Source organism: Streptomyces sp. NPDC030991 (genome assembly GCF_055571235.1).
Window position 1 is genome coordinate 219,394 of record NZ_JBVIFR010000007.1, and the last position, 23,788, is coordinate 243,181.

21 protein-coding genes are annotated in these 23,788 nt (G+C 70.5%); 11 read left to right on the forward strand and 10 right to left on the reverse strand.

Going from position 1 to position 23,788, the window contains the following annotated elements; translation table 11 throughout:
* Nucleotides 1-10: 10 nt before the first annotated feature.
* The 4 genes from ACZ45E_RS15985 (at nt 11) to ACZ45E_RS16000 (ending at nt 4,792) form a co-directional block, all read left to right on the forward strand.
* Nucleotides 11-424, forward strand: coding sequence for a roadblock/LC7 domain-containing protein (locus ACZ45E_RS15985; protein WP_026057603.1), 414 nt, complete (start codon nt 11-13; stop codon nt 422-424).
* A gap of 93 nt (nt 425-517) precedes the next feature.
* On the forward strand, nt 518-1,102 hold the full coding sequence (locus ACZ45E_RS15990; RefSeq protein ID WP_468221159.1) for a DUF742 domain-containing protein: 585 nt from the start codon (nt 518-520) through the stop codon (nt 1,100-1,102).
* Nucleotides 1,083-1,673, forward strand: coding sequence for a GTP-binding protein (locus ACZ45E_RS15995; RefSeq protein ID WP_356494527.1), 591 nt, complete (start codon nt 1,083-1,085; stop codon nt 1,671-1,673). Before ACZ45E_RS15990 ends, ACZ45E_RS15995 begins: the two co-directional genes overlap by 20 nt.
* 95 nt (nt 1,674-1,768) lie before the next feature.
* Nucleotides 1,769-4,792 (forward strand): NACHT domain-containing protein, encoded by a 3,024-nt coding sequence (locus ACZ45E_RS16000; protein WP_468221162.1) that lies wholly within the window; start codon nt 1,769-1,771, stop codon nt 4,790-4,792.
* Nucleotides 4,793-4,857: 65 nt separating this feature from the next.
* On the opposite strand, the gene ACZ45E_RS16005 is transcribed toward ACZ45E_RS16000, so the two are convergent.
* From ACZ45E_RS16005 to eno, 3 genes are all read right to left on the reverse strand, one after another.
* On the reverse strand, nt 4,858-5,049 hold the full coding sequence (locus ACZ45E_RS16005) for an acyl-CoA carboxylase subunit epsilon (protein ID WP_468221164.1): 192 nt from the start codon (nt 5,047-5,049) through the stop codon (nt 4,858-4,860).
* Between the two features lie 37 nt (nt 5,050-5,086).
* Nucleotides 5,087-6,682, reverse strand: coding sequence for an acyl-CoA carboxylase subunit beta (locus ACZ45E_RS16010; protein ID WP_468221166.1), 1,596 nt, complete (start codon nt 6,680-6,682; stop codon nt 5,087-5,089).
* 237 nt (nt 6,683-6,919) lie between these two features.
* Nucleotides 6,920-8,242, reverse strand: a complete 1,323-nt coding sequence (gene eno / locus ACZ45E_RS16015; protein ID WP_468221168.1) for a phosphopyruvate hydratase — start codon at nt 8,240-8,242, stop codon at nt 6,920-6,922.
* 191 nt (nt 8,243-8,433) lie between these two features.
* Between eno and ACZ45E_RS16020 the strand changes: the two genes are divergently transcribed.
* Nucleotides 8,434-8,856, forward strand: a complete 423-nt coding sequence (locus tag ACZ45E_RS16020; protein ID WP_468221170.1) for a MarR family winged helix-turn-helix transcriptional regulator — start codon at nt 8,434-8,436, stop codon at nt 8,854-8,856.
* 15 nt (nt 8,857-8,871) lie between these two features.
* Here the strand turns inward: ACZ45E_RS16020 and ACZ45E_RS16025 are convergent, their stop codons facing one another.
* Entirely contained in the window at nt 8,872-9,381 is a 510-nt protein-coding gene (locus tag ACZ45E_RS16025) for a hypothetical protein (RefSeq protein WP_468221172.1), read from the reverse strand.
* 251 nt (nt 9,382-9,632) lie between these two features.
* On the opposite strand from ACZ45E_RS16025, the gene ACZ45E_RS16030 reads away from it, so the two are divergent.
* Both ACZ45E_RS16030 and qcrB read left to right on the forward strand, forming a co-directional pair.
* A complete protein-coding gene (locus ACZ45E_RS16030) occupies nt 9,633-10,247 on the forward strand; it encodes a YceI family protein (protein ID WP_468221175.1) in 615 nt (204 codons plus the stop codon).
* 163 nt (nt 10,248-10,410) lie between these two features.
* Nucleotides 10,411-12,006: a cytochrome bc1 complex cytochrome b subunit gene (qcrB, locus tag ACZ45E_RS16035; RefSeq protein WP_468221177.1), complete on the forward strand. Its 1,596-nt coding sequence runs from the start codon at nt 10,411-10,413 to the stop codon at nt 12,004-12,006.
* Here qcrB and ACZ45E_RS16040 read toward each other — a convergent pair.
* On the reverse strand, nt 12,000-12,404 hold the full coding sequence (locus ACZ45E_RS16040) for an ATP-binding protein (RefSeq protein WP_468221426.1): 405 nt from the start codon (nt 12,402-12,404) through the stop codon (nt 12,000-12,002). The genes qcrB and ACZ45E_RS16040 overlap by 7 nt on opposite strands.
* A 104-nt stretch (nt 12,405-12,508) precedes the next feature.
* Between ACZ45E_RS16040 and ACZ45E_RS16045 the strand changes: the two genes are divergently transcribed.
* Genes ACZ45E_RS16045 through ACZ45E_RS16055 form a run of 3 tightly spaced genes read left to right on the forward strand, consistent with a single transcriptional unit; the run spans nt 12,509 to nt 14,932 of the window.
* On the forward strand, nt 12,509-13,315 hold the full coding sequence (locus tag ACZ45E_RS16045; protein WP_468221179.1) for a helix-turn-helix domain-containing protein: 807 nt from the start codon (nt 12,509-12,511) through the stop codon (nt 13,313-13,315).
* Complete coding sequence (locus tag ACZ45E_RS16050; RefSeq protein WP_468221181.1) at nt 13,312-13,575, forward strand: DUF397 domain-containing protein; 264 nt, start codon at nt 13,312-13,314, stop codon at nt 13,573-13,575. Before ACZ45E_RS16045 ends, ACZ45E_RS16050 begins: the two co-directional genes overlap by 4 nt.
* Nucleotides 13,559-14,932: an oxidoreductase gene (locus ACZ45E_RS16055; protein ID WP_468221183.1), complete on the forward strand. Its 1,374-nt coding sequence runs from the start codon at nt 13,559-13,561 to the stop codon at nt 14,930-14,932. Before ACZ45E_RS16050 ends, ACZ45E_RS16055 begins: the two co-directional genes overlap by 17 nt.
* A 27-nt stretch (nt 14,933-14,959) precedes the next feature.
* Here ACZ45E_RS16055 and ACZ45E_RS16060 read toward each other — a convergent pair whose 3' ends face one another.
* Complete coding sequence (locus tag ACZ45E_RS16060) at nt 14,960-16,321, reverse strand: hypothetical protein (protein ID WP_468221185.1); 1,362 nt, start codon at nt 16,319-16,321, stop codon at nt 14,960-14,962.
* A 201-nt stretch (nt 16,322-16,522) separates the two neighbouring features.
* On the opposite strand from ACZ45E_RS16060, the gene ACZ45E_RS16065 reads away from it, so the two are divergent.
* A complete protein-coding gene (locus tag ACZ45E_RS16065; RefSeq protein WP_468221428.1) occupies nt 16,523-18,361 on the forward strand; it encodes an RICIN domain-containing protein in 1,839 nt (612 codons plus the stop codon).
* A 60-nt stretch (nt 18,362-18,421) separates the two neighbouring features.
* Here ACZ45E_RS16065 and cimA read toward each other — a convergent pair whose 3' ends face one another.
* From cimA to pcp, 4 genes are all read right to left on the reverse strand, one after another.
* Entirely contained in the window at nt 18,422-20,053 is a 1,632-nt protein-coding gene (cimA, locus tag ACZ45E_RS16070) for a citramalate synthase (protein WP_468221187.1), read from the reverse strand.
* Nucleotides 20,054-20,353: 300 nt separating this feature from the next.
* The gene (locus ACZ45E_RS16075; protein ID WP_468221189.1) at nt 20,354-21,670 is read right to left on the reverse strand and encodes an MFS transporter; all 1,317 of its coding nucleotides are present in this window, start codon (nt 21,668-21,670) and stop codon (nt 20,354-20,356) included.
* Nucleotides 21,671-21,799: 129 nt separating this feature from the next.
* On the reverse strand, nt 21,800-22,771 hold the full coding sequence (locus tag ACZ45E_RS16080; RefSeq protein WP_468221191.1) for a DUF2891 family protein: 972 nt from the start codon (nt 22,769-22,771) through the stop codon (nt 21,800-21,802).
* Nucleotides 22,772-23,133: 362 nt separating this feature from the next.
* Nucleotides 23,134-23,778 (reverse strand): pyroglutamyl-peptidase I, encoded by a 645-nt coding sequence (gene pcp / locus ACZ45E_RS16085; RefSeq protein WP_468221194.1) that lies wholly within the window; start codon nt 23,776-23,778, stop codon nt 23,134-23,136.
* Nucleotides 23,779-23,788: the final 10 nt, after the last annotated feature.

Genomic DNA, 23,788 nt, shown 5'->3' on the forward strand with positions numbered 1-23,788 from the left:
TGTGAGCCCGATGAGCCAGGCGGCACAGAACCTGAACTGGTTGATCACCAACTTCGTGGACAACACCCCCGGGGTGTCCCACACGGTGGTGGTCTCCGCCGACGGACTCCTTCTGGCGATGTCCGAAGGGTTCCCCCGCGACCGCGCCGACCAGCTGGCGGCCGTCGCGTCGGGACTGACCTCGTTGACCGCGGGTGCCTCCCGCATCTTCGAGGGCGGCGCGGTGAACCAGACAGTTGTGGAGATGGAGCGAGGATTCCTCTTCATCATGTCCATCTCCGACGGTTCTTCTCTTGCCGTCCTTGCACACCCGGAGGCGGACATTGGCCTCGTTGGGTACGAGATGGCACTTCTTGTCGACCGCGCGGGCACGGTTCTCACGCCCGACCTGCGTGCGGAGCTTCAGGGAAGCCTTCTCAACTAGCAGACAGACGGTGCGTTTTCGCGTCCCGTGGCCGTAAAGTTTCGGGACGCGGCTCCACAGTGATGGTGCCCAGCGCAGTCGGAGGAGGAGTACGTGTCTGGTTCAGCAACACCCCCGAGCGGTTCGTCGGCCCATTGGCCGCCCTACGGCCCTGCCCAGGGTCAGGGTCAGCCAGGCGCGGGGCATGGCGACGGTTCGCAGAACCGGTACAACTTCCCTTCCACGCCGAGCCACGCGCGGCCGGTCCGGCAGCCAGGTCCCTACGACCAGCCGTCGGCGCCGCGCATCCAGCCTGTGCAGCCGCAGCCGCGTTCTGACGCGAGGCCCCCTGCTGCGAACAATCCCCTGGTGCGCCCGTACGCCATGACGGGCGGCCGCACCAGGCCGCGCTACCAGCTCGCCATCGAGGCGCTGGTGCACACCACCGCGCAGCCGCACCAGTTGCAGGGCCAACTGCCCGAGCACCAGCGGATCTGCAACCTCTGCCGAGAGATCAAGTCGGTGGCCGAGATCTCGGCCCTGCTCACCATCCCCCTCGGCGTGGCCAGGATTCTCGTCGCCGACTTGGCGGAGGCGGGCCTGGTCGCCATCCATCAGCCCGGCGGCGACGAGAACGCCGGCGGCCAGCCAGACGTGACACTGCTCGAAAGGGTGCTCAGTGGACTTCGCAAGCTCTAGCGGAGGGCCGGTTGCTCAAAGTCGCTCCACCACGTCCGCGAAGATCGTGGTGGCGGGCGGCTTCGGCGTCGGCAAGACGACATTCGTCGGCGCCGTCTCGGAGATCAACCCGCTGCGCACCGAGGCCGTCATGACGTCCGCGTCCGCGGGCATCGACGATCTGACCCACACCGGGGACAAGACGACCACGACGGTCGCCATGGACTTCGGCCGCATCACGCTCGACCAGGACCTGATCCTGTACCTGTTCGGCACGCCGGGCCAGGACCGTTTCTGGTTCATGTGGGACGACCTGGTGCGCGGCGCGATCGGCGCCGTCGTCCTCGTCGACACGCGCCGCCTCGCCGACTGCTTCCCGGCCGTCGACTACTTCGAGAACTCCGGCCTGCCGTTCGTCATCGCCCTCAACGGCTTCGACGGCAACCAGCCCTACGGCCCCGACGAGGTCCGCGAGGCGCTGCAGATCGGCCCCGACACCCCGATCATCACCACGGACGCCCGGCACCGCGCCGACGCGAAGTCGTCGCTGATCACGCTGGTGGAGCACGCGCTGATGGCGCGGCTGCGGTAGCAGCTACCTGTCCTGTTTCTTCGGCCGCCGGGGTCCCGTTTGGGGCCTCGGCGGTTGTGCGTTGTCCGGAGTACGTCTTCTGGGGGGAAGTGCAGATGAGCGCGGAGCTGGCGGCGTTACGGCTCGGGCAGACGGTCGCGAAGTCGGCGGTGGGGCTGTGGCTGGGCGGGAAACGACGCTCTCAGGAACGGGCGCTGCCGATGTCGGAGCTCATCCGTCTGAAGGTGCCCGGGTTGCGGTTGCAACGCAGCGTGGAGCGGCAGTTCGAGGAGATCGCGGACGCGGTCGCGGCGCGTGTGGAGCCGTTCCTCGCGCGGGAGTTCAAAGGTCTGGACGCCGCCGGGCGGCAGGCCGCGATCGACGGGGTGGCCGACACGTTCGCGCGGGCCGATCTGTCGGACGAGGCCGTGCTGGCGGCGGACGCGAACGCGGCGGAGCTGGTGCGGCGGATCACCCGGGGGGTGCCGGAGCCGGTGGGGCTCGGCGAGGCCGAGGGCCGCTTCTACCGGCTGCTGTTCGCGGAGTGCTGTGAGTACTACGTGAGTGTGGTGCGCAGCCTGCCGGTGTTCGAGGAGCGGGTGGCGGGTGAACTTCTGGCCCGGACCACGTCGTTGGGGGCCGAGGTCGCCCGGGTCCTGGAGCGGCTGCCGGACCGGTCGCTGTTCGCGCCGGACGGGACGGATCAGGACGCGGGGTTCCGGCGGCTGTACATGGGGCTGGTGAGCGAGTCCCTCGACGAGGTGGAGCTGTTCCGCCGGGCCTCCGAGAGGGCGACGGCGCCGGCCCGCCTTTCGGTGGCGTACGTGAGCCTGCGGGCCATGCGGGACGACGGGAAGCGCCCGCCCGCCCGGCGCTCGCTGCCGCTCGTGCGGCCCGGGATGAGCGACTGGGAGGAGCGCGGCGGTGCCGAGAGCTCGGGGATGCGCGTGGAGTCGGCGCTCGGCGGGGCGTCGCGGGTGCTGCTGCGCGGCGAGGCCGGATCGGGCAAGACGACCCTGCTGCGCTGGCTGGCGATCACCGCGGCGCGGGGCGCCTTCGAGGGTGCGCTGAGCGACTGGAACGGCCTCGTCCCCGTCTTCGTGAAGTTGCGGGAGTACAGCGGTGAAGCGCTTCCGGCTCCGGAGGAGATGCTGGACGGAGTGGCCCGGACGATCACCGGGGTCATGCCGAGGGGCTGGGTGGAGCGACAGCTCGTCGACGGCAAGGTGCTGCTGCTGATCGACGGGGTGGACGAACTCCTGGACGCGGAGCGGCGGGCGGTGCGGGACTGGCTGCGGGCCCTGTTGCGCACGTACAAGAACATCCGCGTGGTGGTGACCTCACGGCCCGCGGCGGCCGGGGCGGACTGGCTGCGCCGCGAGGAGTTCAGCGCGCTCCAGATCGACCGCATGACACCGTCGGATCTCGCGGCGTTCGTACGGCAGTGGCATCTGGCCGTACGGGAGCTGGCCGACGAGCTGCCGTGCAAGGTGGAGGAGCTGCCGCGGTACGAGCAGTCGCTGCTGGCGAGCCTCAAGGACCGGGCCCACCTCCAGTCGCTGGCCGGTACGCCCCTGCTCGCGTCGATGCTGTGCGCGATGCACCTGGACCGGGGCAGCCGGCTCCCCCGCGATCGGATGGAGCTGTACCGCAGCGCGCTGCACACCCTGGTGCATGAGCGGGACGCGGACCGCGCCGTACCGAGTTCGGTGGACAGCCCGCTGAGCCTCGCCGACAAGCTGGTCCTGCTCAGGGACCTGGCCTGGCGGCTCTCGGACAACAACCGCAGTGAGATCCCGCTGGAGCAGGCCGAGTCGTACGTGGCCCGCAAGCTGGCCGGGATGCGGCATCTGGAGAGCCCCGACGGACGGGGGGTGCTGGAGCAGCTGCGGGGCCGCTCAGGGGTGCTGCGCTCCCCCGCGCAGGGGCGGCTGGACTTCGTCCACCGCACGTTCCAGGAGTATCTCGCCGCGAAGGAGGCCGCCGAGGAGGACCGCGTCGGCAATCTGGTCGAGCGCGCCCACCTCGATCTGTGGCGGGAGACCATCGTCATGGCCGCCGGACACGCCAACCGGCCCCAGCGGGAGGAGCTGCTGGACGGGATCCTCGACCGGGCGGAGCGTGAGCCCCGGCACGCACGGCGGCTGCGGCTGCTCGCGGCGGCCTGCCAGGAGACGTTGCCGGAGATCTCCCAGGAGCTGGCCGGGCGGCTGGACAGCGCGGTGGAGAAGTTGTTGCCCGCGCGGCGGTCGACCGATCCGCCGGCGCTGGCCGCCGTGGGAACGGGGCTGCTCAGGAAGCTCCCCCGGTCGCTGGGTGAGCTGACGGCGAGAGCGGCGGTGCAGACGGTGCGCACGGCCGCGCTCATCGGCGGGCGGGAGGCGCTGGCGCTGCTCACCGAGTACTCCTGCGACGAGCGGCCCGTCGTCCTGGAGGCACTCGTCTCGGCCTGGGGGTACTTCGACGCCGACGCCTACGCGGAGGCCGTGCTGGCCACGCTGCCACTGAGCGGGGTCGCTCTGCACGTCACCCACGCCGCTCAGCTGCGTGCCCTGTCCCGGCTGCCGTCCGTGGCGGAGCTGTACATCAGTTACCCGTTCTCGGATTTCACGGCGCTGGAGGGGCTGCCGGAGCTCCACACCCTCGACGTGCGGGACGTGCTCGGCGGCGCCGACCTGTCCCCGCTGGCCGCCCAGCCGAACCTGGTCTCGCTCTCGGTGATGTCGTACGGGCCGGTGACGGGCCAGGAGGTCCTGGGCCGTTTCGACCGGCTTGCGGCGCTGTCGTTCGTGCTGGAGGACATGCCCGACCTGGGCAGCCTGTCGCTGCCGCCGGCTCTGGGCTATCTCTCGGTGTTCGGGGCCGGCCCTGGCACGGAGCTGACCTTCGTCACCGGCCACCCCGAGATCCTGTACGTGTATCTGTCCGGGGACACCATCTGTCTGCCGCCGGGCATCGGGGCGCTGTCCACCCTGCCCCGCCTGCGCAGCCTTCAGCTCTCCCACATCGACGTGGCCGCGTGGCTGGCGACCGCCGAGCCCTTCCCCCACGTACACGGCGAACTGGAGCTGAACGCCTGCGTCGTGCCGGACGATCCCGGTGTTCTGCGCCGGCCCGGCACGCGGGTGACCATCCACTGACGCGTACGCCCGCGGCCCCGCTCTCCAGGAGGAGGGCGGGGCCGCGGGCGTACGGAGAGGGACGCTCAGCGCCAGCTGTGCGGGGCGCGGAAGCCGGGCTCGCGCTCCAGGCGGCGCCAGCCCGCGCGGGTGTGGCGGCCGCGGTGGGCCGGGGCCTCGGGGGTGGAGGCGGCGCGGGCGAGGAGGATCGCGGTGATGGCCGCTACTTCCTCGGGCTCGGCGTGGCCCTTCTCGACACGGATGTCAGGAGTGGACATGGGGCAGGTCTCCTACGACTAGGTCGGCGGGGCGCCGTTACTGCGGCGGGTTGCCGTGCTTGCGGGAGGGCAGGTCGGCGTGTTTGGTGCGGAGCATCGCCAGGGAGCGGATGAGCACCTCGCGGGTTTCGGCGGGGTCGATGACGTCGTCGACCAGGCCGCGTTCGGCCGCGTAGTAGGGGTGCATGAGTTCGGCCTTGTACTCCTTGACCATGCGGGCGCGCATGGCTTCGGGGTCTTCGGCGTCGGCGATCTGGCGGCGGAAGATGACGTTGGCGGCGCCTTCGGCGCCCATGACGGCGATCTCGTTGGTGGGCCAGGCGTAGGTGAGGTCGGCGCCGATGGACTGGGAGTCCATGACGATGTAGGCGCCGCCGTAGGCCTTGCGCAGGATCAGGGAGATGCGCGGGACGGTGGCGTTGCAGTACGCGTACAACAGCTTCGCGCCGTGGCGGATGATGCCGCCGTGTTCCTGGTCGACGCCGGGCAGGAACCCGGGCACGTCCAGGAGGGTCACGATGGGGATGTTGAAGGCGTCGCACATCTGGACGAAGCGGGCCGCCTTCTCGCTGGCCTCGATGTCCAGGACGCCGGCGAGTGCCTGGGGCTGGTTGGCGACGATGCCGACGACCTGGCCGTCCAGGCGGGCCAGCGCGCAGATGATGTTGCGGGCCCAGCGCTCGTGGACCTCCAGGTAGTCGCCGTCGTCGACGAGCTCCTCGATGACCTTCGTCATGTCGTAGGGGCGGTTGCCGTCGGCCGGGACCAGGTCCAGGAGGACGTCGCCGCGGCGGTCCGCCGGGTCGTCGGAGGCGGTGGTCGGCGGGTTCTCGCGGTTGTTCTGCGGGAGCATCGACAGGAGGTAACGGACCTCGGCGATGCAGGTCTCCTCGTCGTCGTACGCGAAGTGCGCGACGCCGCTCGTCTCCGCGTGGACGTCCGCGCCACCGAGACCGTTCTGGGTGATCTCCTCACCCGTGACCGCCTTGACGACGTCGGGGCCGGTGATGAACATCTGCGAGGTCTCACGGACCATGAACACGAAGTCGGTCAGGGCCGGGCTGTAGGCGGCGCCGCCCGCGCACGGGCCCAGCATCACGCTGATCTGCGGGATGACACCGGACGCCTTGGTGTTGCGCTGGAAGATGCCGCCGTAGCCGGCCAGCGCCGAGACACCCTCCTGGATACGGGCGCCCGCGCCGTCGTTCAGCGAGACCAGCGGCGCACCCGCCGCGATCGCCATGTCCATGATCTTGTGGATCTTCGTGGCATGCGCCTCGCCCAGGGCACCGCCGAAGATCCGGAAGTCATGCGCGTAGACGAAGACCGTCCGGCCCTCGACCGTGCCCCAGCCGGTGATCACACCATCGGTGTACGGCTTCTTCGCCTCCAGGCCGAAACCGACCGCCCGGTGCCGGCGCAACTGCTCGACCTCCTTGAACGACCCCTCGTCAAGGAGCAGCTCGATACGCTCACGCGCCGTCAGCTTGCCCTTGGCGTGCTGGGCCTCGGTCGCCCGGTCACTCGGTCCACGCAGAGCCTGCTCACGGATCGCGTGCAGCTCGGCCACGCGCCCGCGGGCGTCGGTGGGCTCGTCCCCAGGGGCTGAGGCAGTGTCGTCCAAAACGGTCATGTAGTGACCTTACGAAGCCGACCAAGGAAAACGGACCGTCGACTTCGCACAGTCTCCGGCTCGTTTTCCTGGTAGCCCTGAACAGAACCCTGCCCTTATGCAGGTGAAGCCACTGCTCAGAACCCTGTCGGCTTGTCGGGGTCATACAAAGCCCGGCGGTGAGATACGCCTCACACCGGACCGTCCGTCATGGTGAGTGTGGGCGCTTCCGGGGCTCGCCCCACGTCCCGTCGCGCGTCACGAGGCGCCCGCGTACACGGCCGCGTCGCCCAGCTCCTCCTCGATCCTGATGAGCTGGTTGTACTTGGCCGTGCGGTCGGAGCGGGACAGCGAGCCCGTCTTGATCTGGCCGCAGCCGGTGGCGACGGCCAGGTCGGCGATCGTCGTGTCCTCGGTCTCGCCCGAGCGGTGCGAGATGACCGCCGCCCAGCCGGCCCGCCGCGCGGCGGAGACCGTGCCGAGCGCCTCCGTCAACGTACCGATCTGGTTGACCTTGACCAGGACCGCGTTGCCGACCCCGGTGCGGATGCCCTCGCGTACGAGCGTCTCGTTCGTGCAGAACACGTCGTCGCCGGTGAGCTGGCAGCGGGCGCCGACGCGGGCGGTCAGTTCGCGCCAGCCGTCGAGGTCGTCCTCGGCCATGGGGTCCTCGACGGAGACCACCGGGTAGGCGTCGATCAGCCTGGCCAGGTAGTCGACCTGCTCGGCGGAGGTGCGGCGTACTCCTTCACCCGTGTACGCGTACACGCCGTCGCGGTAGAACTCGGACGACGCCGGATCCATGACGAGGCCGATGTCCTGGCCCGGCCGGTATCCGGCGCGTTCGACGGCGGCCAGGACGAAGTCGAGGGCCTCCTCGGCGGTGCGCAGCGCGGGCGCGAAGCCGCCCTCGTCGCCGACGCCCGTGGAGTGGCCCGCGGCGAGCAGGTCGCGGCGCAGGGTGTGGAAGACCTCGGAGCCCATCCGGACGGCTTCGGCGAAGGTCGCGGCGCCAACGGGCGCGATCATGAACTCCTGGAAGTCCAGCGGATTGTCGGCGTGGGCGCCGCCGTTGACGATGTTCATCATCGGTACCGGCAGGACGCGGGCGTCGGAGCCGCCGAGGTAGCGGTAGAGGGGCAGCCGGTGGGCGGCCGCGGCGGCCTTGGCGGTGGCCAGGGAGACGCCGAGCAGGGCGTTGGCGCCGAGCCGGGACTTGGTGGGCGTGCCGTCGAGCGCGACCAGCGCCGCGTCGAGGGCCGCCTGGTCGTCGGCGTCGCGGCCGGTGACCGCGGCCGCGATCTCGTCCCGGACGTGGGCGACCGCGCGGTCGACGCCCTTGCCGTGCCAGCGCAGCGGGTCGCCGTCGCGCAGCTCCACGGCTTCGCGGGCGCCGGTGGAGGCGCCGGAGGGGACGGCGGCGCGGCCGAGGGAGCCGTCGGCGAGGACGACGTCGACCTCGACGGTGGGGTTGCCGCGGCTGTCGAGGACGGCGCGGGCGGCGACGGAACGGATGGTGGTGTCCTTGCCGGACGCGCCGGCGCCGGGCTGGGAACCGGACTCAACTGCCTGTGCGGGCATGGGAGTTCCTTCACGTGGTCACGGGCCGGGCCCCGGCTGCGACGACGCTGGCGCTGAGCCCGACACGGAAGGACTCTACAGCAATGCTGTTCAGTTCTGCTGTTCAGCATGTCTGTTCAGCCACGCTGCGCACCTTGACTGCGCAGGTCGGCTGAGCAGTTCCGCTGGGTATCGGCGGGTTAAAGTTCCCTATGCCCACCCCGGAATCCGCCGCCGTCGCCGCCGAACTGCGTACCGCGATGGGCAAGCTCACGCGGCGCGTGAAGCACGAGGACAAGATCCCGCTCGGGCAGGTCGCCGTCCTCGGGGCCCTGGACCGCGAGGGCGCCATGACCACCAGCGACCTCGCCACGGACCAGCGCGTACGCCCCCAGTCGATGGCCCGCGCCGTGGGCCTGCTGATGGAGCAGGGCCTGATCACCCGCCGCCCGCACCCCACGGACGGCCGCAAGTCCCTGGTGGAGCTCACCGACGCCGGACGGGCCGCGCTCGAAACGGAGCGCGGCCGCCGGGCCGGCTGGCTCGCTCAGGCCATCGAGGCCGAACTGACCGGCGACGAGCGGGAGTTGCTGGCGCGCGGCGCCGCCCTCATGGAGCGCCTCGCCGCGCGCTGAGGCGCGTGGGGGCGCTCAGCAACCGCCGCAGTTGTAGTAGAGGACGTCCCAGTGGTTGCCCTCGTCGGCGTAGATGTTGCCGGAGCCCGACTTGTACTGCGGAGCGCCGTCACCGCGCAGTCCGATGTACGTGAAGGTGTTCTTGACGTAGTTCGTGACGCAGGTGTTCTTGCCGAAGTCGAGCTTGTAGCCGTTCCAGTGCGAGTACGTGCCGCTCGCGTGGCCGGTCTCGGTGCCGCCGGTGATGTTGAGCGCGCAGCCGGTGGCGCGCTTGAGGGTCTGCGCGCCCTGGGCGGTGGCGAGGTTGAGCTGGTCGAAGGAGGTACAGGTGGAGTTGTTCCGGTTCGAGCAGCCACCCGACGACGACCAGGTGACACCGACCGAGCTGAACATCGAGGTCGCGGTGGAGTGAGTGATCTTGGTGACGGCGAAGGCGTCGGTCGCGGTGGTGAGGACGCCGAAGCCGGGGGCGACGAGGGCGCCGGTGGCGAGCGCGAGCGCGGTGAGCGCCGAGCGGATGCGCATGGGGGTTCCCTTCCTGCTGTTGACCGTGCTGAGGGGGAGACGGCTGTGGTGCAGGTGGAGCAGGGAGATGATCCCGGGTTCTACGCGCGTCCGGAAGAGCGCCAACGTAATGAACGTGGCGTAATCGTGGAGACACGCAACGCTTGATGTTGAAAGTTGAACATTGTCGCGCTAGAGTCGTTCTCGTTGATAGTTCAACGTTCAACTTTGCCCGGCACCCACCGTGCCGACCCGTCCCCAAGGAGCACGTCATGGGCATCTTCAACCGCAAGAACGAGACCACCACCGACACCACCCCGGCCGGCGCCGCCGCGGTCGACCCCGCTCTGGCCGCCGTCACCGGCGACTACACGGTCGACCCCGCGCACACGACCCTCGGCTTCGTCGCCCGGCACGCCATGGTGACGAACGTGAAGGGCGCTTTCACCGACTTCACCGGCGAGCTGCACCTGGACGGTGAGAACCCGGCCAAGTCCACCGCGTCGTTCGACGTCCGGATGGACAGCATCGACACGGGCAACGCCGACCGGGACGGCCACCTGAAGAGCGCCGACTTCTTCAAGACCGACGAGTTCCCGACGATGACGTTCCGTACGACGTCCACCGAGGCGCTGGGCGGCTCGGACTACCGCATCACGGGTGACCTGTCGATCCTCGGCACCACCAAGCCGCTCACCATCGACCTGGAGTTCAACGGCTCCGCGAAGGACCCGTTCGGCAACGAGCGCGTCGGCTTCGAGGGCAAGGCCGAGATCCTGCGCTCCGCGTGGGGCCTGTCGTGGAACGCCGCGCTGGAGACCGGCGGTGTCCTCGTCTCCGACAAGATCAAGCTGAACTTCGACATCTCGGCGATCAGGAACGCCTGACCCCTCCGGGTGATCAGCGAGTCGTGGCGGCCGCGAGACGCGTGGCCGCCGACTCGTCGTGGCCCGCGCCCGCGCGCGTGACGTGCCTCACACAACCCCCGTCCGGTGTCACATCCCGGCCCTCCCCGGCTGTCAGGGCTGTGAGCACCGACGGGAGGCAGTCATGTCCGACAGCACCACCCGCGCCGAGGAGTCCCCGGCGCCCACGGCGGGCGAACGCGTGGCCGACTGGGCCGACGGCCGACTGGGCGTCCACGGCCTCGGCCACAAGTACCTACGGAAGATCTTTCCCGACCACTGGTCGTTCCTGCTGGGCGAGGTCTGCCTCTACACCTTCGTCATCCTGATCCTGACCGGCGTCTACCTCACCCTCTTCTTCCATCCGTCGATGAACGAGGTGACCTACAACGGCGCTTACGTCCCGCTGAACGGCGTGCGGATGTCCGAGGCGTACTCCTCGACGCTCGACATCAGCTTCGACGTGCGCGGCGGGCTGCTCATCCGGCAGATCCATCACTGGGCGGCGCTGATCTTCGTCGCGGCGATGTTCGTGCACATGATGCGGCACTTCTTCACCGGTTCGTTCCGCAAGCCCCGCGAGCTGAACTGGCTCTTCGGCTGGCTGCTGCTCCTCATCGCCCTCTTCGAGGGCCTCCTCGGCTACTCGCTCCCCGACGACCTGCTCTCCGGCGCGGGCATGCGGCTCATCGAGGGCATGACGCTCTCCGTCCCGATCGTGGGGACGTACCTGTCGTTCTTCCTCTTCGGCGGCGAGTTCCCGGGCACCGACATCGTGGCCCGCTTCTACTCGCTGCACATTCTGCTGCTGCCCGGCATCATGGCGGCGCTCGTCGTCACCCACCTGATCCTCGTCTTCTACCACAAGCACACCCAGTTCCCCGGCCCCGGAAAGACCGAGGAGAACGTCGTGGGCCAGCCGTTCTTCCCCGTCTACGTGGCAAAGGCGGGCGGCTTCTTCTTCCTCGTCTTCGGCGTGGTGGCGGCGATCGCGGCGATCGCGTCGGTCAACCCCCTCTGGTTGTACGGGCCCTACCGCCCCGACCAGGTCTCCACGGGTGCCCAGCCCGACTGGTACCTCGGGTTCGCGGAGGGCCTGGTCCGGGCGATGCCCGGCTGGGAGTTCGTCCTGTGGGGCCACACCCTCAACCTCGGCATCCTCGTCCCGTTCGTCGCGTTCCCGCTCTGGCTCGTCCTCATCGGCGTGTGGCCGTTCGTCGAGTCGTGGATCACCGGCGATCGCCGCGAACACCATCTCCTGGACCGGCCCCGCAATCGTCCCGTCCGGACGGGGCTCGGGGTCGGCTGGCTGACCGGGTTCCTGGTGGCCATGGCGGCCGGTGCGAACGATCTCTGGGCCACGCACTTCCACCTCTCCGTCAACGCCATCACGTGGTTCGCCCGGGTGGCACTGATCGCGGGGCCCGTCCTCGCGTACGTCGTCACGAAGCGGGTCTGCCTGGGCCTGCAGCGCCGTGACCGCGACAAGGTGCTGCACGGCCGCGAGACCGGCGTCATCAAGCGCCTCCCGCACGGGGAGTACGTGGAGCTGCACGAGCCGCTGCCGCGCGAGGAGTTGTACCGGCTGACCCAGCACGAGGAGCCGGCGCCGCTGCCCGCCGGGGACCAGCGCGGGGTGCGGCGGATGCGGGTCGTTCTGTCGCGCTGGATGTACGGGGAAGGCGCCCGCATCCCCAAGCCCCGCCCCGAGGAGCTGGAGTCCGGCTCCCCACGTCACTGAGGTCCGAACTCGCACCACACGCTCTTGCCCGGCACCCGCGCCTCCGTGCCCCACTTGTCCGCCAGCGCGGCTACGAGGAGCAGCCCGCGGCCCCCTTCGGCCTCGGGGCGCGGTGCGCCGGGCTCGACCGTGCCGTCGCCGCTGTCCTGCACCTCGATCCTGATGACCCCGTCCGCACACATCCCGATGTGCAGCCGGAAACCCCGCCCCGGCGGCACGCCGTGCAGCAGCGCGTTCGTCGCCAACTCGCTTACGCACAAGAGTGCATCGTCAAGGCGTTCGGTTGCGCGCCAATCCCGCAACGCCCAGGCTGTGAACGCGCGGGCCGCCGGGATCGATGTGCGTTCGCGGCGGTAGAACGCCTCGCGCCGGTACGGCAGTTGTTCCATGACGCGCAGCCTTCTATGGGGGCGGTTCGTGGGGGCAGCGCGGCAGGTCGTACATCTGCGTTTGTACGAGTCCGCGCTGGTCGGGGTGGGTGCGAGAGGGGAACGGTCCGCGTATGAAGAAGCGAGTGACTTCGTGGCACGCCATTGGGGCACAGATCGCCCATTTTCGGCGGTACGCGGGGGTGACGCAGGCGGGCCTAGCCGATCAGCTCTGCGTCAGCCACGACAAGATGGCGTCGATCGAGCAGGGGCGTCGCCCGGTCGACCTCTGTCTGGCGGGCCGCATTGACGAACTCCTCGATACCAAAGGGGCGTTGGCCGTGGCCGTCGCCAAGGTACCGGCGCGGGAGAAGTTCCCGGTGCTGGTGGCTGACCTGGTAGAGATCGAACAGGTGGCTGTGTCGATCCAGTCGTACGAGACTCAGGTCGTGCCCGGCTTGCTGCAGACCGAGGAGTACATGCGGGCCGTCTTCAACTGCCGTTATCCGCCCATCGGACGGGGGATGTTGGACGACTGGGTCGTGGGCCGCTTGGAGCGGCAGAGGGTGTGGGAGCGCGAGAATCCGCCCGGCGCGACCTTCATCCTGGAGGAGTCGATCCTCAACCGGCCGATCGGTGGCCCCGACGTCATGCGGGACCAGATCCAGCGCCTGTTGGCACTGAGCGAACTCGACTGCCTGGGGCTCCAGGTCATGCCCACCGACCGAGCGCCGCACGCGGGACTCGATGGCCCGCTGGAGCTGCTGGAGAACCCGGATCACGACTTCGTGGCCTACCTGGAGGGCCAGCGCGTGAGCAGCGTCGTCGACGATCCCAGCGAGGTGAGTATCTACCAACTGAAGTATGGAATGCTGCGGTCACAGGCACTGTCTCCAGCGGAGAGCGCGCACTTGCTGGACGAAATGCTAGGAGAGCGATGAGCAGCGCAGCACCCTTCGGGCTCGACTGGTTCAAGTCGACGTACAGCGGCAGCGAAGGCGGCAACTGCCTCGAAGTCGCCTGCGACTGGCGGAAGTCGACCTACAGCGGCGACAACGGCGGCAACTGCCTGGAGGTCGCCACCCACGCCACCGCCATCCACATCCGCGACTCCAAGAACGACCCCGCCACCGGAGCCGTGCTCACCGTCACCCCCGACACCTGGACCGCGTTCCTGCGCAACCATGCCACCCGCCCCTGAGCGGAGCGTCGACGCCGAGCGTGTCCGGCGGGCGATTCTCGACCCGGACGCGGGGTCCGAGCCGTACGTACTTCGCGGCGCCCACGTACGCGGCGCCCTCGCCCTGGACGGGGCCGAGATCAGGCGGCTCGTACGGTTCGAGGGGTGCCGGTTCGACGGGCCGATGACGCTGGAGGGCACGACGACCCTCGCGTTCTCGGTCACGGATTGCGAGCTGCCCGGATTCGTGGCGCCGACCGCGCAGATCGGGGGCCGGCTCGACCTGCGGGGCTCCAGGATCACCGGCGGGCGCCGGGGTGCCGTCAACGTCACGCTGACGCACATAGCGGGCGGGCTGATCCTCGACCGGGCCCATCTGGTGGCGACCGACGGGATCGCCCTGCACGCGGGCGGTCTGGTCATGCAGGGCGGGGTGTTCTGCAAGATCGGGTTCGTGGCGGAGGGCCAAGTACTGTTCCCCGGGGCCGAGTTGCCCGGGGGGCTGTGGATGGACGGGGCGCACATCACCGGGGTCGCTCCGGAGGAGATCGCCTTCAACGGGGACGCGCTGCGGGCGTCGACGGTCCGGCTGCACCAGGGGTTCCGGGCCGAGGGGCGGGTGCGGTTGCGCGGGGCACGCATCGACGACCTGCTCTCGTTCCACGAGGCCGAACTCATGGGCACGGGCTCGTCGTTGATGGTGGTCGGGGCACAGGTGGAGGCGCTCGACCTGCGGTTCGCCCGGCCTCCCGCGGGCGGTGTGAACCTGGGCAACGCGCGGGCAACCCGCATCCAGGACCGGCCGGCCACCTGGCGCGCGCCGCTGGGTCTGGACGGGCTGCTGTACGACTGGATGGAGCTGACGGGGGCCACCCAGCGCGAGGACACGGCGAACCGGCTGGCGTGGCTGAGGCTGCAGTCGGCGTTCACACCACAGCCGTACGAGCAGCTGGCCGCGTACTACCGGAAGCTGGGCCACGAGGACGAGGCCCGGCGGGTCCTGCTGGTGCGGGAGCGCAGGCGGCGGGCGACGCAACGCCCGCTGGGCCGGGCGTGGGGGCTGCTCCTTGAAGCGACCGTCGGCTACGGCTACCGGCCGTGGATCGCCGGGATCTGGCTGGTCATGCTCACCCTGCTGGGCTCACTGGTCTTCCACACCCATACCCCGCTGCCGAACAAGAAGGGAGAGGGCGCGCCCTTCAACCCGGTCGCGTACACCCTCGACCTGCTGATCCCGGTGGGCGGGTTCGGCCAGCGGGACGGCTGGCACTGGGCCGAGGGCGGCGTCCAGGGACTCGCGTACGTGCTGATCGCCCTCGGCTGGGTCCTGACGACGACCGTCCTGGCCGGAGTCACCCGGGCGCTCAGCCGCAACTGAGCACCGGGGGCCGCCCGGGGGGGGCGGTCAGAACCCGCCGCCCCCGAAGTCGCCGCCCCCACCGCCGCCGCCGAAGTCACCGCCACCGCCGTCGCCGAAACCGCCGCCGAAGTCCGACGAGTCGAAGTCGGCGCCGGAGTAGTCGCCGCCGCCGAAGTCACCACCGCCGTCGCCGAAGTCGCCGTATCCGGAGCCGTAGTCCGCCGCGTAGGCCGGGCTCGACATCATCGAGCCGAGCACCGTGCCGAAGAGGAGACCCGGCAGGATGCCGCCGCCGAAGTAGCCGCCGGCCCACGGGCCGTACATCGGGCCCGCGTCGTAGTACGGGCGGCGCTCGCCCGCCCCGGCATCGACCGTACGCACCAGCGGCTCGGCCCCGTCGCGCAGCCGGGCCGCGTCCGCCGCGCAGACCGGGACCTCGCGGGGCGCCCCGCCCGGCGGCGTCCACTCGGCGTCCTGGACCGACGGCCCGTGACGCGGGTCGAAGAAGCACGGGACGCGGCGCTCGGGCAGCGGGCGGCCCTCGCGGCGGGCGGCCAGCAGGGCCAGGGAGTAGCGGCCGTCCTCCAGCGCCTGGGTGACGCCCCGGACGTCCTCGGGCCGCTGGGCCGCCGCCATGTACTGCTTGGCCTTCTCGTACGCGTCGAGCGCCCGCTCGTAGTCCGCGCGCATCGCGTCGTCGGCGCCCGCCTCCGCCGGGTGGAAGTCGAGCCGGTCCAACTCCTCGCCGAACGCGGTGATGTCCTCGTCGACCACGACCCGCAGCCTGTCGAGGGCCTGGCGCTGCTCCTCCTCGCGGCGGCGCCGGTTGCGCCGGGTCAGCGCGTACACGCCCGCGCCACCGGCCACGACGACCGCGCCGACGCCGATCAGGGCGCCCACCGGCACACCGCCGTCGTCATCGCCACCGCCGCCGCCCCAGGAGGAGGGCGCCGAGCCCCTCGCCGTGCGGACGGCGGTGCTCACGAAGTCGTCGAGCTGCCGCTTCACCGGCTCGCCGCGCACACTCGTCGTCAGGTTGTGAACGGCGTCGGCCGACATGACCTGATGGTCGGCGCGGGCGTCGAAGGCGTCACCGAGCCGCACCCCGTACACACCGACGACGCCCGTCTTCGTACGGAGGTTGTTGAACAGGTCCTGCTTCGGGAAGTCGGCGGGCAGCACCGCCACCATCACCGGCTTGTCCGCGTCCTTGATCTTTTTTTCGAGCGCGTCGATGTCCGCCGAGGTCAGGCCCTTGGCCAGGGTCGGATCGACGTATACCGGCCCCTTCTCCAAGGCGTCCGCCACCGTGGAGACGTCCGAGGCGGCGAAAGCCGCGGGCGTGACGGTGAACGTAGCGGCGAGGGCGAGCAGCGGAGCGGCGAGGGCTGCGAGGGAGGGCCTCATACCTTGACGCTAACCCAGCCGGGGTGTGAATGGCGGGTTGGGGTGTTCGCGACGTGAAGTCTTGACGTGGACATGGAACCGCCTTTAACTCACGTCTTGAAATAAGCCATGAGCGTTGACTGTCGGGACACAGGAGGCATCGTGCGCACCCCCACAAGACCCCCCACCCTGTTGCGACCCCCCACCCTGTTGCGGCTGCTGATGGCCGGGGCGCTGACCACCGTCGGGCTCGCGGGCGCGGGCGCGAGCCCGGCGCTTGCCGCGGGCGAGCAGGTCACCGTCCACCTCACCACCACCGACGACAGCGGTGGCCGCCACGTCACGCGGGGCCTGCAACAGCAGGCCCCGGTCTCGTTCACGCCCGGTACCGGCGGCAGCGGCACCGTGATCACCGTCGACGAGAACACCCGCTACCAGACCTTCACGGGCGGCGGCGCCTCCTTCACGGACACCGCGGCCTGGCTGATGAACAGCAGCGGCGCCCTGTCGGGGGCCACCCGTGACGCGACGATGAAGAAGCTGTTCTCGCCGACCGAGGGCATCGGGCTCTCCTTCGTCCGCAACCCCATGGGCGGCTCGGACCTCGCCCGCTTCGGGTACACGTACGACGACGTGCCGGCCGGGCAGAGCGATCCGTCGCTGGCGAAGTTCTCGATCGCGCACGACCAGGCCGACGTCCTGCCGCTGACCAAGCAGGCCAAGCAGCTCAACCCGGCCGCCACCGTGATGGCCTCGCCGTGGACCGCGCCCGCCTGGATGAAGGACAGCGGGCAGCTCAACGGCGGTTGGCTGAAGGCCGAGAACTACGGGGCGTACGCCACCTACTTCGTGAAGTACATCCAGGCGTACCAGGCGGCCGGCGTCCCCATCGACTACGTCACCGCGCAGAACGAGCCGACCTGCTGTTCCGGCTACCCCTCGATGAGCTGGAACGGCTCGGGGCTCGCGTACTTCACCAAGAGCGAGCTGCTGCCGAAGCTGGCGGGCGCCGGGCTGAGGACCAAGGTCCTCGCGCACGACTGGAACTGGGACACCTACGACGCCTACGCGGCGCCGACCGTGGACGACGCGGCGGTGCGCGCCCACCCGAACTTCGGCGGGATCGCCTGGCACGGCTACGGCGGCGACGTCGCCAAGCAGACCGAGATCCACACCAAGTACCCGCAGCTGGACGCCTTCCAGACCGAGCACTCCGGCGGCACCTGGATCGCCAACCAGCAGCGCGAGGACATGATGAACCTCATCGACTACACCCGCAACTGGGCGAAGTCGGTGACGAAGTGGTCGCTGGCCGTGGACCAGAACCGGGGTCCGCACAACGGCGGCTGCGGCACGTGCGACGGGCTGATCACCGTCCACAACGGGGACGCGCGCAGCGGCCAGGTCGACTACAACATCGAGTACTACACGATGGGTCACCTGACGAAGTTCGTGCGGCCGGGCGCGTCCCGGATCGCCTCCACCGGATCGAGCGCCGTACCGAACGTCGCCTGGCGCAACACCGACGGCTCGAAGGCGCTCATCGCCTACAACGACGCGTCGGGCGCGAAGGACGTCACGCTGAACTGGGGTGGCCAGCACGTCACTTACTCCTTGCCGGGCAAGACCTCGGCGACGTTCACGTGGAGCGGGACGCAGGCCGGCGGGACGGACCGGACCGGCGCCCTGCACGGTCTCGGCGGCAAGTGCCTGGACGTGCGGGACGGCTCGACGGCGAACGGGGCGGTCGCCCAGATCTGGTCGTGCGTCACCGGGTCGCCGAACCAGGCGTGGACCGTGCGCGCCGACGGGACGGTGCGGGCGCTCGGCAAGTGCCTCGACGTCAGCGGGGGTTCGACCGCCGACGGGGCGAAGGTGCAGCTCTACGACTGCAACGGGAGTGCGGCGCAGCAGTGGCGGTACGAGGCGTCCTCCGGGGACCTGGTCAACGCCGGCGCCGACAAGTGCCTTGATGTGACCGGGAATTCCTCGGCTGACGGTACGGCTACGCAGCTCTGGGCCTGTACGGGGGCCGCCAATCAGAAGTGGACGCTGTTGTAGCCGGGGCCCGGGGCTCTGCCCCGGACCCCGCTCCTCAATCGCCGGAGGGGCTCAGTTCGGTTACTCGACCGGTTCGACTCCCGCGCGGAGCAAGCCGTACGTGTACGCGTCCTCCAGCGCTCCCCATGACGCCGCGATGACGTTCTCGGCGACGCCCACCGTGGACCACTCCCCCGCGCCGTCCGTCGTGGAGATCAGGACGCGGGTGGTGGAGGACGTGCCGTGCTTGCCCTCCAGGATGCGGACCTTGTAGTCGACCAGTTCCATCTTGGCGAGCTGCGGGTAGATCCGCTCCAGGCCGACGCGCAGGGCCCGGTCGAGGGCGTTGACCGGGCCGTTGCCCTCCGCGGTGGCGACGATGCGCTCGCCCTTCGCCCACAGCTTCACGGTCGCCTCGTTGGCGTGGCTGCCGTCGGGGCGGTCCTCGACGATGGCCCGCCAGGACTCGACCCTGAAGTAGCGGCGGGCCCGGCCCTCGGCCTCCTCGCGCAGGAGAAGTTCGAAGGAGGCGTCGGCGGCCTCGTAGGTGTAGCCCTGGAGTTCGCGGTCCTTGACGCGCTCCACCACCCGGCCGACCAGCTCGCGGTCGCCGGAGATGTCGACGCCGAGCTCCTTGCCCTTGAGCTCGATGGAGGCGCGGCCGGCCATGTCGGAGACCAGCATCCGGATGCGGTTGCCGACCAGGTCGGGGTCGATGTGCTGGTACAGGTCCGGGTCGACCTTGATCGCGGAGGCGTGCAGGCCCGCCTTGTGGGCGAACGCCGACACCCCTACGTAGGGCTGGTGGGTCGAGGGCGTCAGGTTCACGACCTCGGCGATGGCGTGCGAGATCCGCGTCATCTCGCTCAGCGCGCCCTCGGGCAGCACCTTCTTGCCGTACTTCAGCTCCAGGGCCGCCACGACCGGGAAGAGGTTGGAGTTGCCGACCCGCTCGCCGTAACCGTTGGCCGTGCACTGCACGTGCGTGGCGCCCGCGTCAACGGCGGCGAGGGTGTTGGCGACGGCGCAGCCCGTGTCGTCCTGCGCGTGGATGCCGAGCCGGGCGCCGGTGTCGTCGAGCACGGTGTGCACGATCGCCTGGACCTGGGCGGGCAGCATGCCGCCGTTGGTGTCGCAGAGCACGACGACGGAGGCGCCCGCCTCGTGCGCGGCCCGCACGACCGCCTTCGCGTAGGACGGGTTGGCGCGGTAGCCGTCGAAGAAGTGCTCGCAGTCGACGAAGACCCGGCGGCCCTGGGCGACCAGGTGGGAGACGGTGTCGCGGACCATCTCCAGGTTCTCTTCGAGGGTCGTGCGCAACGCCAGTTCGACGTGCCGGTCATGGGATTTGGCGACCAGGCAGATCACCGGTGCTCCGGCGTCGAGAAGGGCCTTGACCTGGGGGTCCTCCGAGGCCTTGGCGCCGGCGCGGCGGGTCGCGCCGAACGCCACGAGCTGCGCGTGCTGGAAGTCGATCTCCTCCTGCGCGCGGGCGAAGAACTCCGTGTCCCGGGGGTTGGCGCCGGGCCAGCCGCCCTCGATGAAGCCCACGCCGAAGTCGTCCAGGTGCCGTGCGATGGTCAGCTTGTCCGCGACGGTGAGGTTGATGCCCTCACGCTGCGCGCCGTCGCGCAGCGTCGTGTCGAAGACGTGGAAGGAATCGTCGGGTGCGCCGGTGCGTTCGCCGTTACGTTCGCTGGGGCTGCTGCTCATGCTGGTGGGCTCCTGTATGGGATCTCGGTCTACCGGAATGACCGGCTCCACCGTCCATCTATGATCCCGTGCGCTCTCCGCCTGGCTGAAGGTGGGCCAGAAACAGAAAAACCTCTCGCGGGTGCGAGAGGTCTGCGCGCGGGTCGAGGACGACGGTGTCCGCCCGTACCTGGTCGTACGAGGCGGTCACTGCGGACCGGCGCGCCTGCTGCCAATAATCATGGCGAACGAGAGCACGCCCGCAGTCTGCCACAGCCCGGACCGGCCCGGACTGTGGTCTCACGATGCGGGCAGTGGATCTCAGGCGGCCGGTTCCATGGCGGTCTCCGCCGTCGGCTTCACCCGGTTCAGGTCGATGTCACGGGTCTCGCGCATGCTCAGGTAGACGATCAGCGACACGGCCGCGCAACCGGCGACGTACCAGTAGAAGCCGGACTCCATGCCGCCGTCCTTGAACCACAGGGCGACGTACTCGGCGGTGCCGCCGAACAGGGCGTTGGCGATGGCGTAGGGCAGCGCGACGCCGAGGGCGCGGATGCCGGTCGGGAACAGCTCTGCCTTCACGCACGCGTTGATGGACGTGTAGCCGGTGACGACGACCAGCGCCAGCAGCGACAGTCCGAGCGCGGGCCAGAAGGAACCGGCGTGCTGGAGCAGCGTCATGATCGGGACGGTCAGGAAGGTCGAGCCGACGGCGAAGGTGATCAGGAGCGGGCGGCGACCGATGCGGTCCGAGAGCGCGCCCGCGAGCGGCTGGAGACAGGCGAAGACGACGAGCGCGCAGAATGAGACGAGGGTCGCCGTCTGCTTGCTGAGGCCGGCCGAGTTGGACAGGTACTTGGTGAGGTAGGTGGTGTACGTGTAGTACGCCACGGTGCCGCCCATGGTGAGCGCGATGACGAGGAACGCCTCGCGCTTGTGCGCCCATAGGGCCTTCATCGTGCCCTTGTCGTCGCCGCCCACGACGCCGTCCGCGTCGGCCGACTCCTCGTAGACGTCGGTCTCCAGCATGCTGCGGCGCAGGTAGAAGATGACCGCCGCGCCGAGGGCGCCGACGATGAACGGGATGCGCCAGCCCCAGCTGTGCAGCGCGTCGTCGGACATGGTGCGCTGGAGGATGATCTGGAGGCCGAGGCCGATGATCTGCCCCGCCGTCATGGACACGTACTGGAAGCTGGAGGCGAAGCCGCGCCGCTTCGGGTCGGACGCCTCGGTGAGGTAGGTGGCGCTGGCCGCGTACTCGCCGCCGACCGAGAGTCCTTGCAGGAGGCGCGCGACGAGCAGGACGGCTGCGCCGCCGTACCCGGCCACGGCATAGGTCGGCGCGACGGCGATGAGCACCGCGGACGCCGACATCAGCGACACCGTCAGCGTCAGCGCCGCCTTGCGGCCCTTGCGGTCACCGACCCGGCCGAGCAGCCAGCCGCCCACCGGGCGCATGAAGAAGCCGACGGCGAAGATGCCCGCCGTGTTCATCAGTTGCGCGGTCGGGTTCCCGTCGGGGAAGAAGGCCCCCGCGAAGTACGTCGCGAAGCTCGCGTACACGAACCAGTCGAACCACTCGACCATGTTCCCGGCCGATCCGACCAGGACTTTCTTCCATTGCTCTCGTCCCATGGGGGGCCACGATGGAGGACCGCCGCACCGCGTGACAAGGGTGCACCGTGCAACGATCGCGCCTACTTGCGTTCATTGCGTTCACGGCGGCACGGCGCCCCCGGCTCGTGGCGGGTCACGCGTGGCGGGTCACGCGTGGCGGGCGAGCTCCGCGAAGGTGGCCAGCCAGTGATCCGTCGTGAAGTCGCCGCGGTCGACAGCGGGGAGGCCGGCCGCGAGGTGGGTGTCGGCGGCCTCGGCGAGGCGGGTCCGCACCGGTCCGTCCGGCAGCGCGCCCGCGAGGGCGCGCAGGGCGGCGGCGCGGGACAGGGCGAGGCCCAGCAGGTGGCCGATGTGCGGGTCGGCGTGGTCGGAGACGACCGGCACGTCCAGCACGGCGCAGGGCGCGCCGGTGCGCAGCGCGGGCAGGAACCGGTCGAGCCACGCCGCGAACTCCTCGGCGTCCAGCACCCGGCGCATCGCGTCGGCCTCGCTCAGCGCGGGCGACAGGAAGTCCTGACCCGAGGGCTCCCAGTGGGCGGGGGCGTCGTGGTCGCCGGCGAACCAGTCGCGCAGGCGGGTGCGGACGCCGTCGAGGGTCGCGCCGTCGAGACCGGCCGCCTCACCGGTGTCCAGGATCAGACCGAGGGCGAAGGCGCTGTTGGTGTGGATGCCGTGGCGCACGGGGTACGTGGCCTTCGGCAGCCAGTCCGTGAGGAGCCGCTCCACGGCGTCCACGGCGGGCGCGAACGCCGCGCCCCACCGGGTGTCCCGGGTCTCCGCGGCGAGCGCGGTCAGCCAGGCCCAGCCGTAGGGCCGCTCGAAGCCCGGCCGGTCCAGGAGGTAGGCGGCCTCGGTGGCGAGGGCGGCGGGGGTGAGGTGCCGGTCGAGCACGTCGGTGTACGGGGCCGCGGCGGCGGGCGGCAGGGCGGGCAGGGTCCGTACGAGCAGCCAGTGCATGTGCACGGACGAGTGCCAGTCGTAGGCGCCGTAGAACGCGGGGTGCAGGGCGCTGGGGCGGGTGTTCTCGGTGGCCGCGGTCACCAGGTGGGCGGGGAAGTTGGGGAACTCGCGGGTGATGTTGGCGGCGGCCAGCTGAGCGGTTTCCTCCGGGGTGAGCATGGTGCCTCTCGGGGTCGGGGTGCGGGGTGCGGGGTGCCGGGTGCGGGGTCGGGGGCGCGTCTGCGGGGCGTTGTTCGTTGCCGGGTGCGGGCTCGTCGTGGCTGAGCGCGCAGTTCCCCGCGCCCCTGAGAGGCGCACTTCGTGCGCCGTCTCATAGGGCTGCGACGGAGTCGCATGCCCCGGGGGCGCGTCTGCGGGGCGTTGTTCGTTGCCGGGTGCGGGCTCGTCGTGGCTGGGCGCGCAGTTCCCCGCGCCCCTGAGAGGCGCACTTCGTGCGCCGTCTCATGGGGCTGCGACGGAGTCGCATGCTCCAGGGGCGCGGGGAACTGCGCGAGAAGCCCCACCGGGAGGTACTACGGCGCTCAGTGGGTGGCGCCCTCGGTGACCCTCAGGTCGTCCCGGGTCGACGCGGCAGCGGCCAGTAGGGACCGGACCCCGGTGGCCACCACCTCCGCGGGGAGTGACGGCGCGGACCCGTCCGGGACCTGGGCCGGGGCCCAGGGGACGTGGACGAAGCCGCCCCGGACGCCGGGGAGTTCGGTCGCCAGCAGATGCGCCAGGCCGTACGCGACGTGGTTGCAGACGAACGTGCCGGCCGTGTGGGAGAGCGCCGCCGGGACCCCGGCGGCGCGCATCGCCGCCACGCACGCCTTCACCGGGAGGGAGGAGAAGTACGCGGCGGGGCCGCCCGGGACGACGGGCTCGTCGATCGGCTGGGCTCCCGCGTTGTCGGGGATGCGCGCGTCGTCGACGTTGATCGCGACCCGTTCGACGGTGACGCCGGGACGGCCGCCCGCCTGGCCGAGGCAGACCACCAGTTCGGGCCGCACCTGGTCGATGGCGGTCCGCAGCGCGGCCAGCGACGCCCCGAAGACGCAGGGGAGCCGGACCGCGGTGACGGCGAGCCCCTCCGGCGGTGCGGCGGCGACGAGCTGGGCCGCCTGCCAGGACGGGTTCACGTGCTCCCCGCCGAAGGGTTCGAATCCGGTGAGCAGGACTCGGGTCATCGAAGAGACC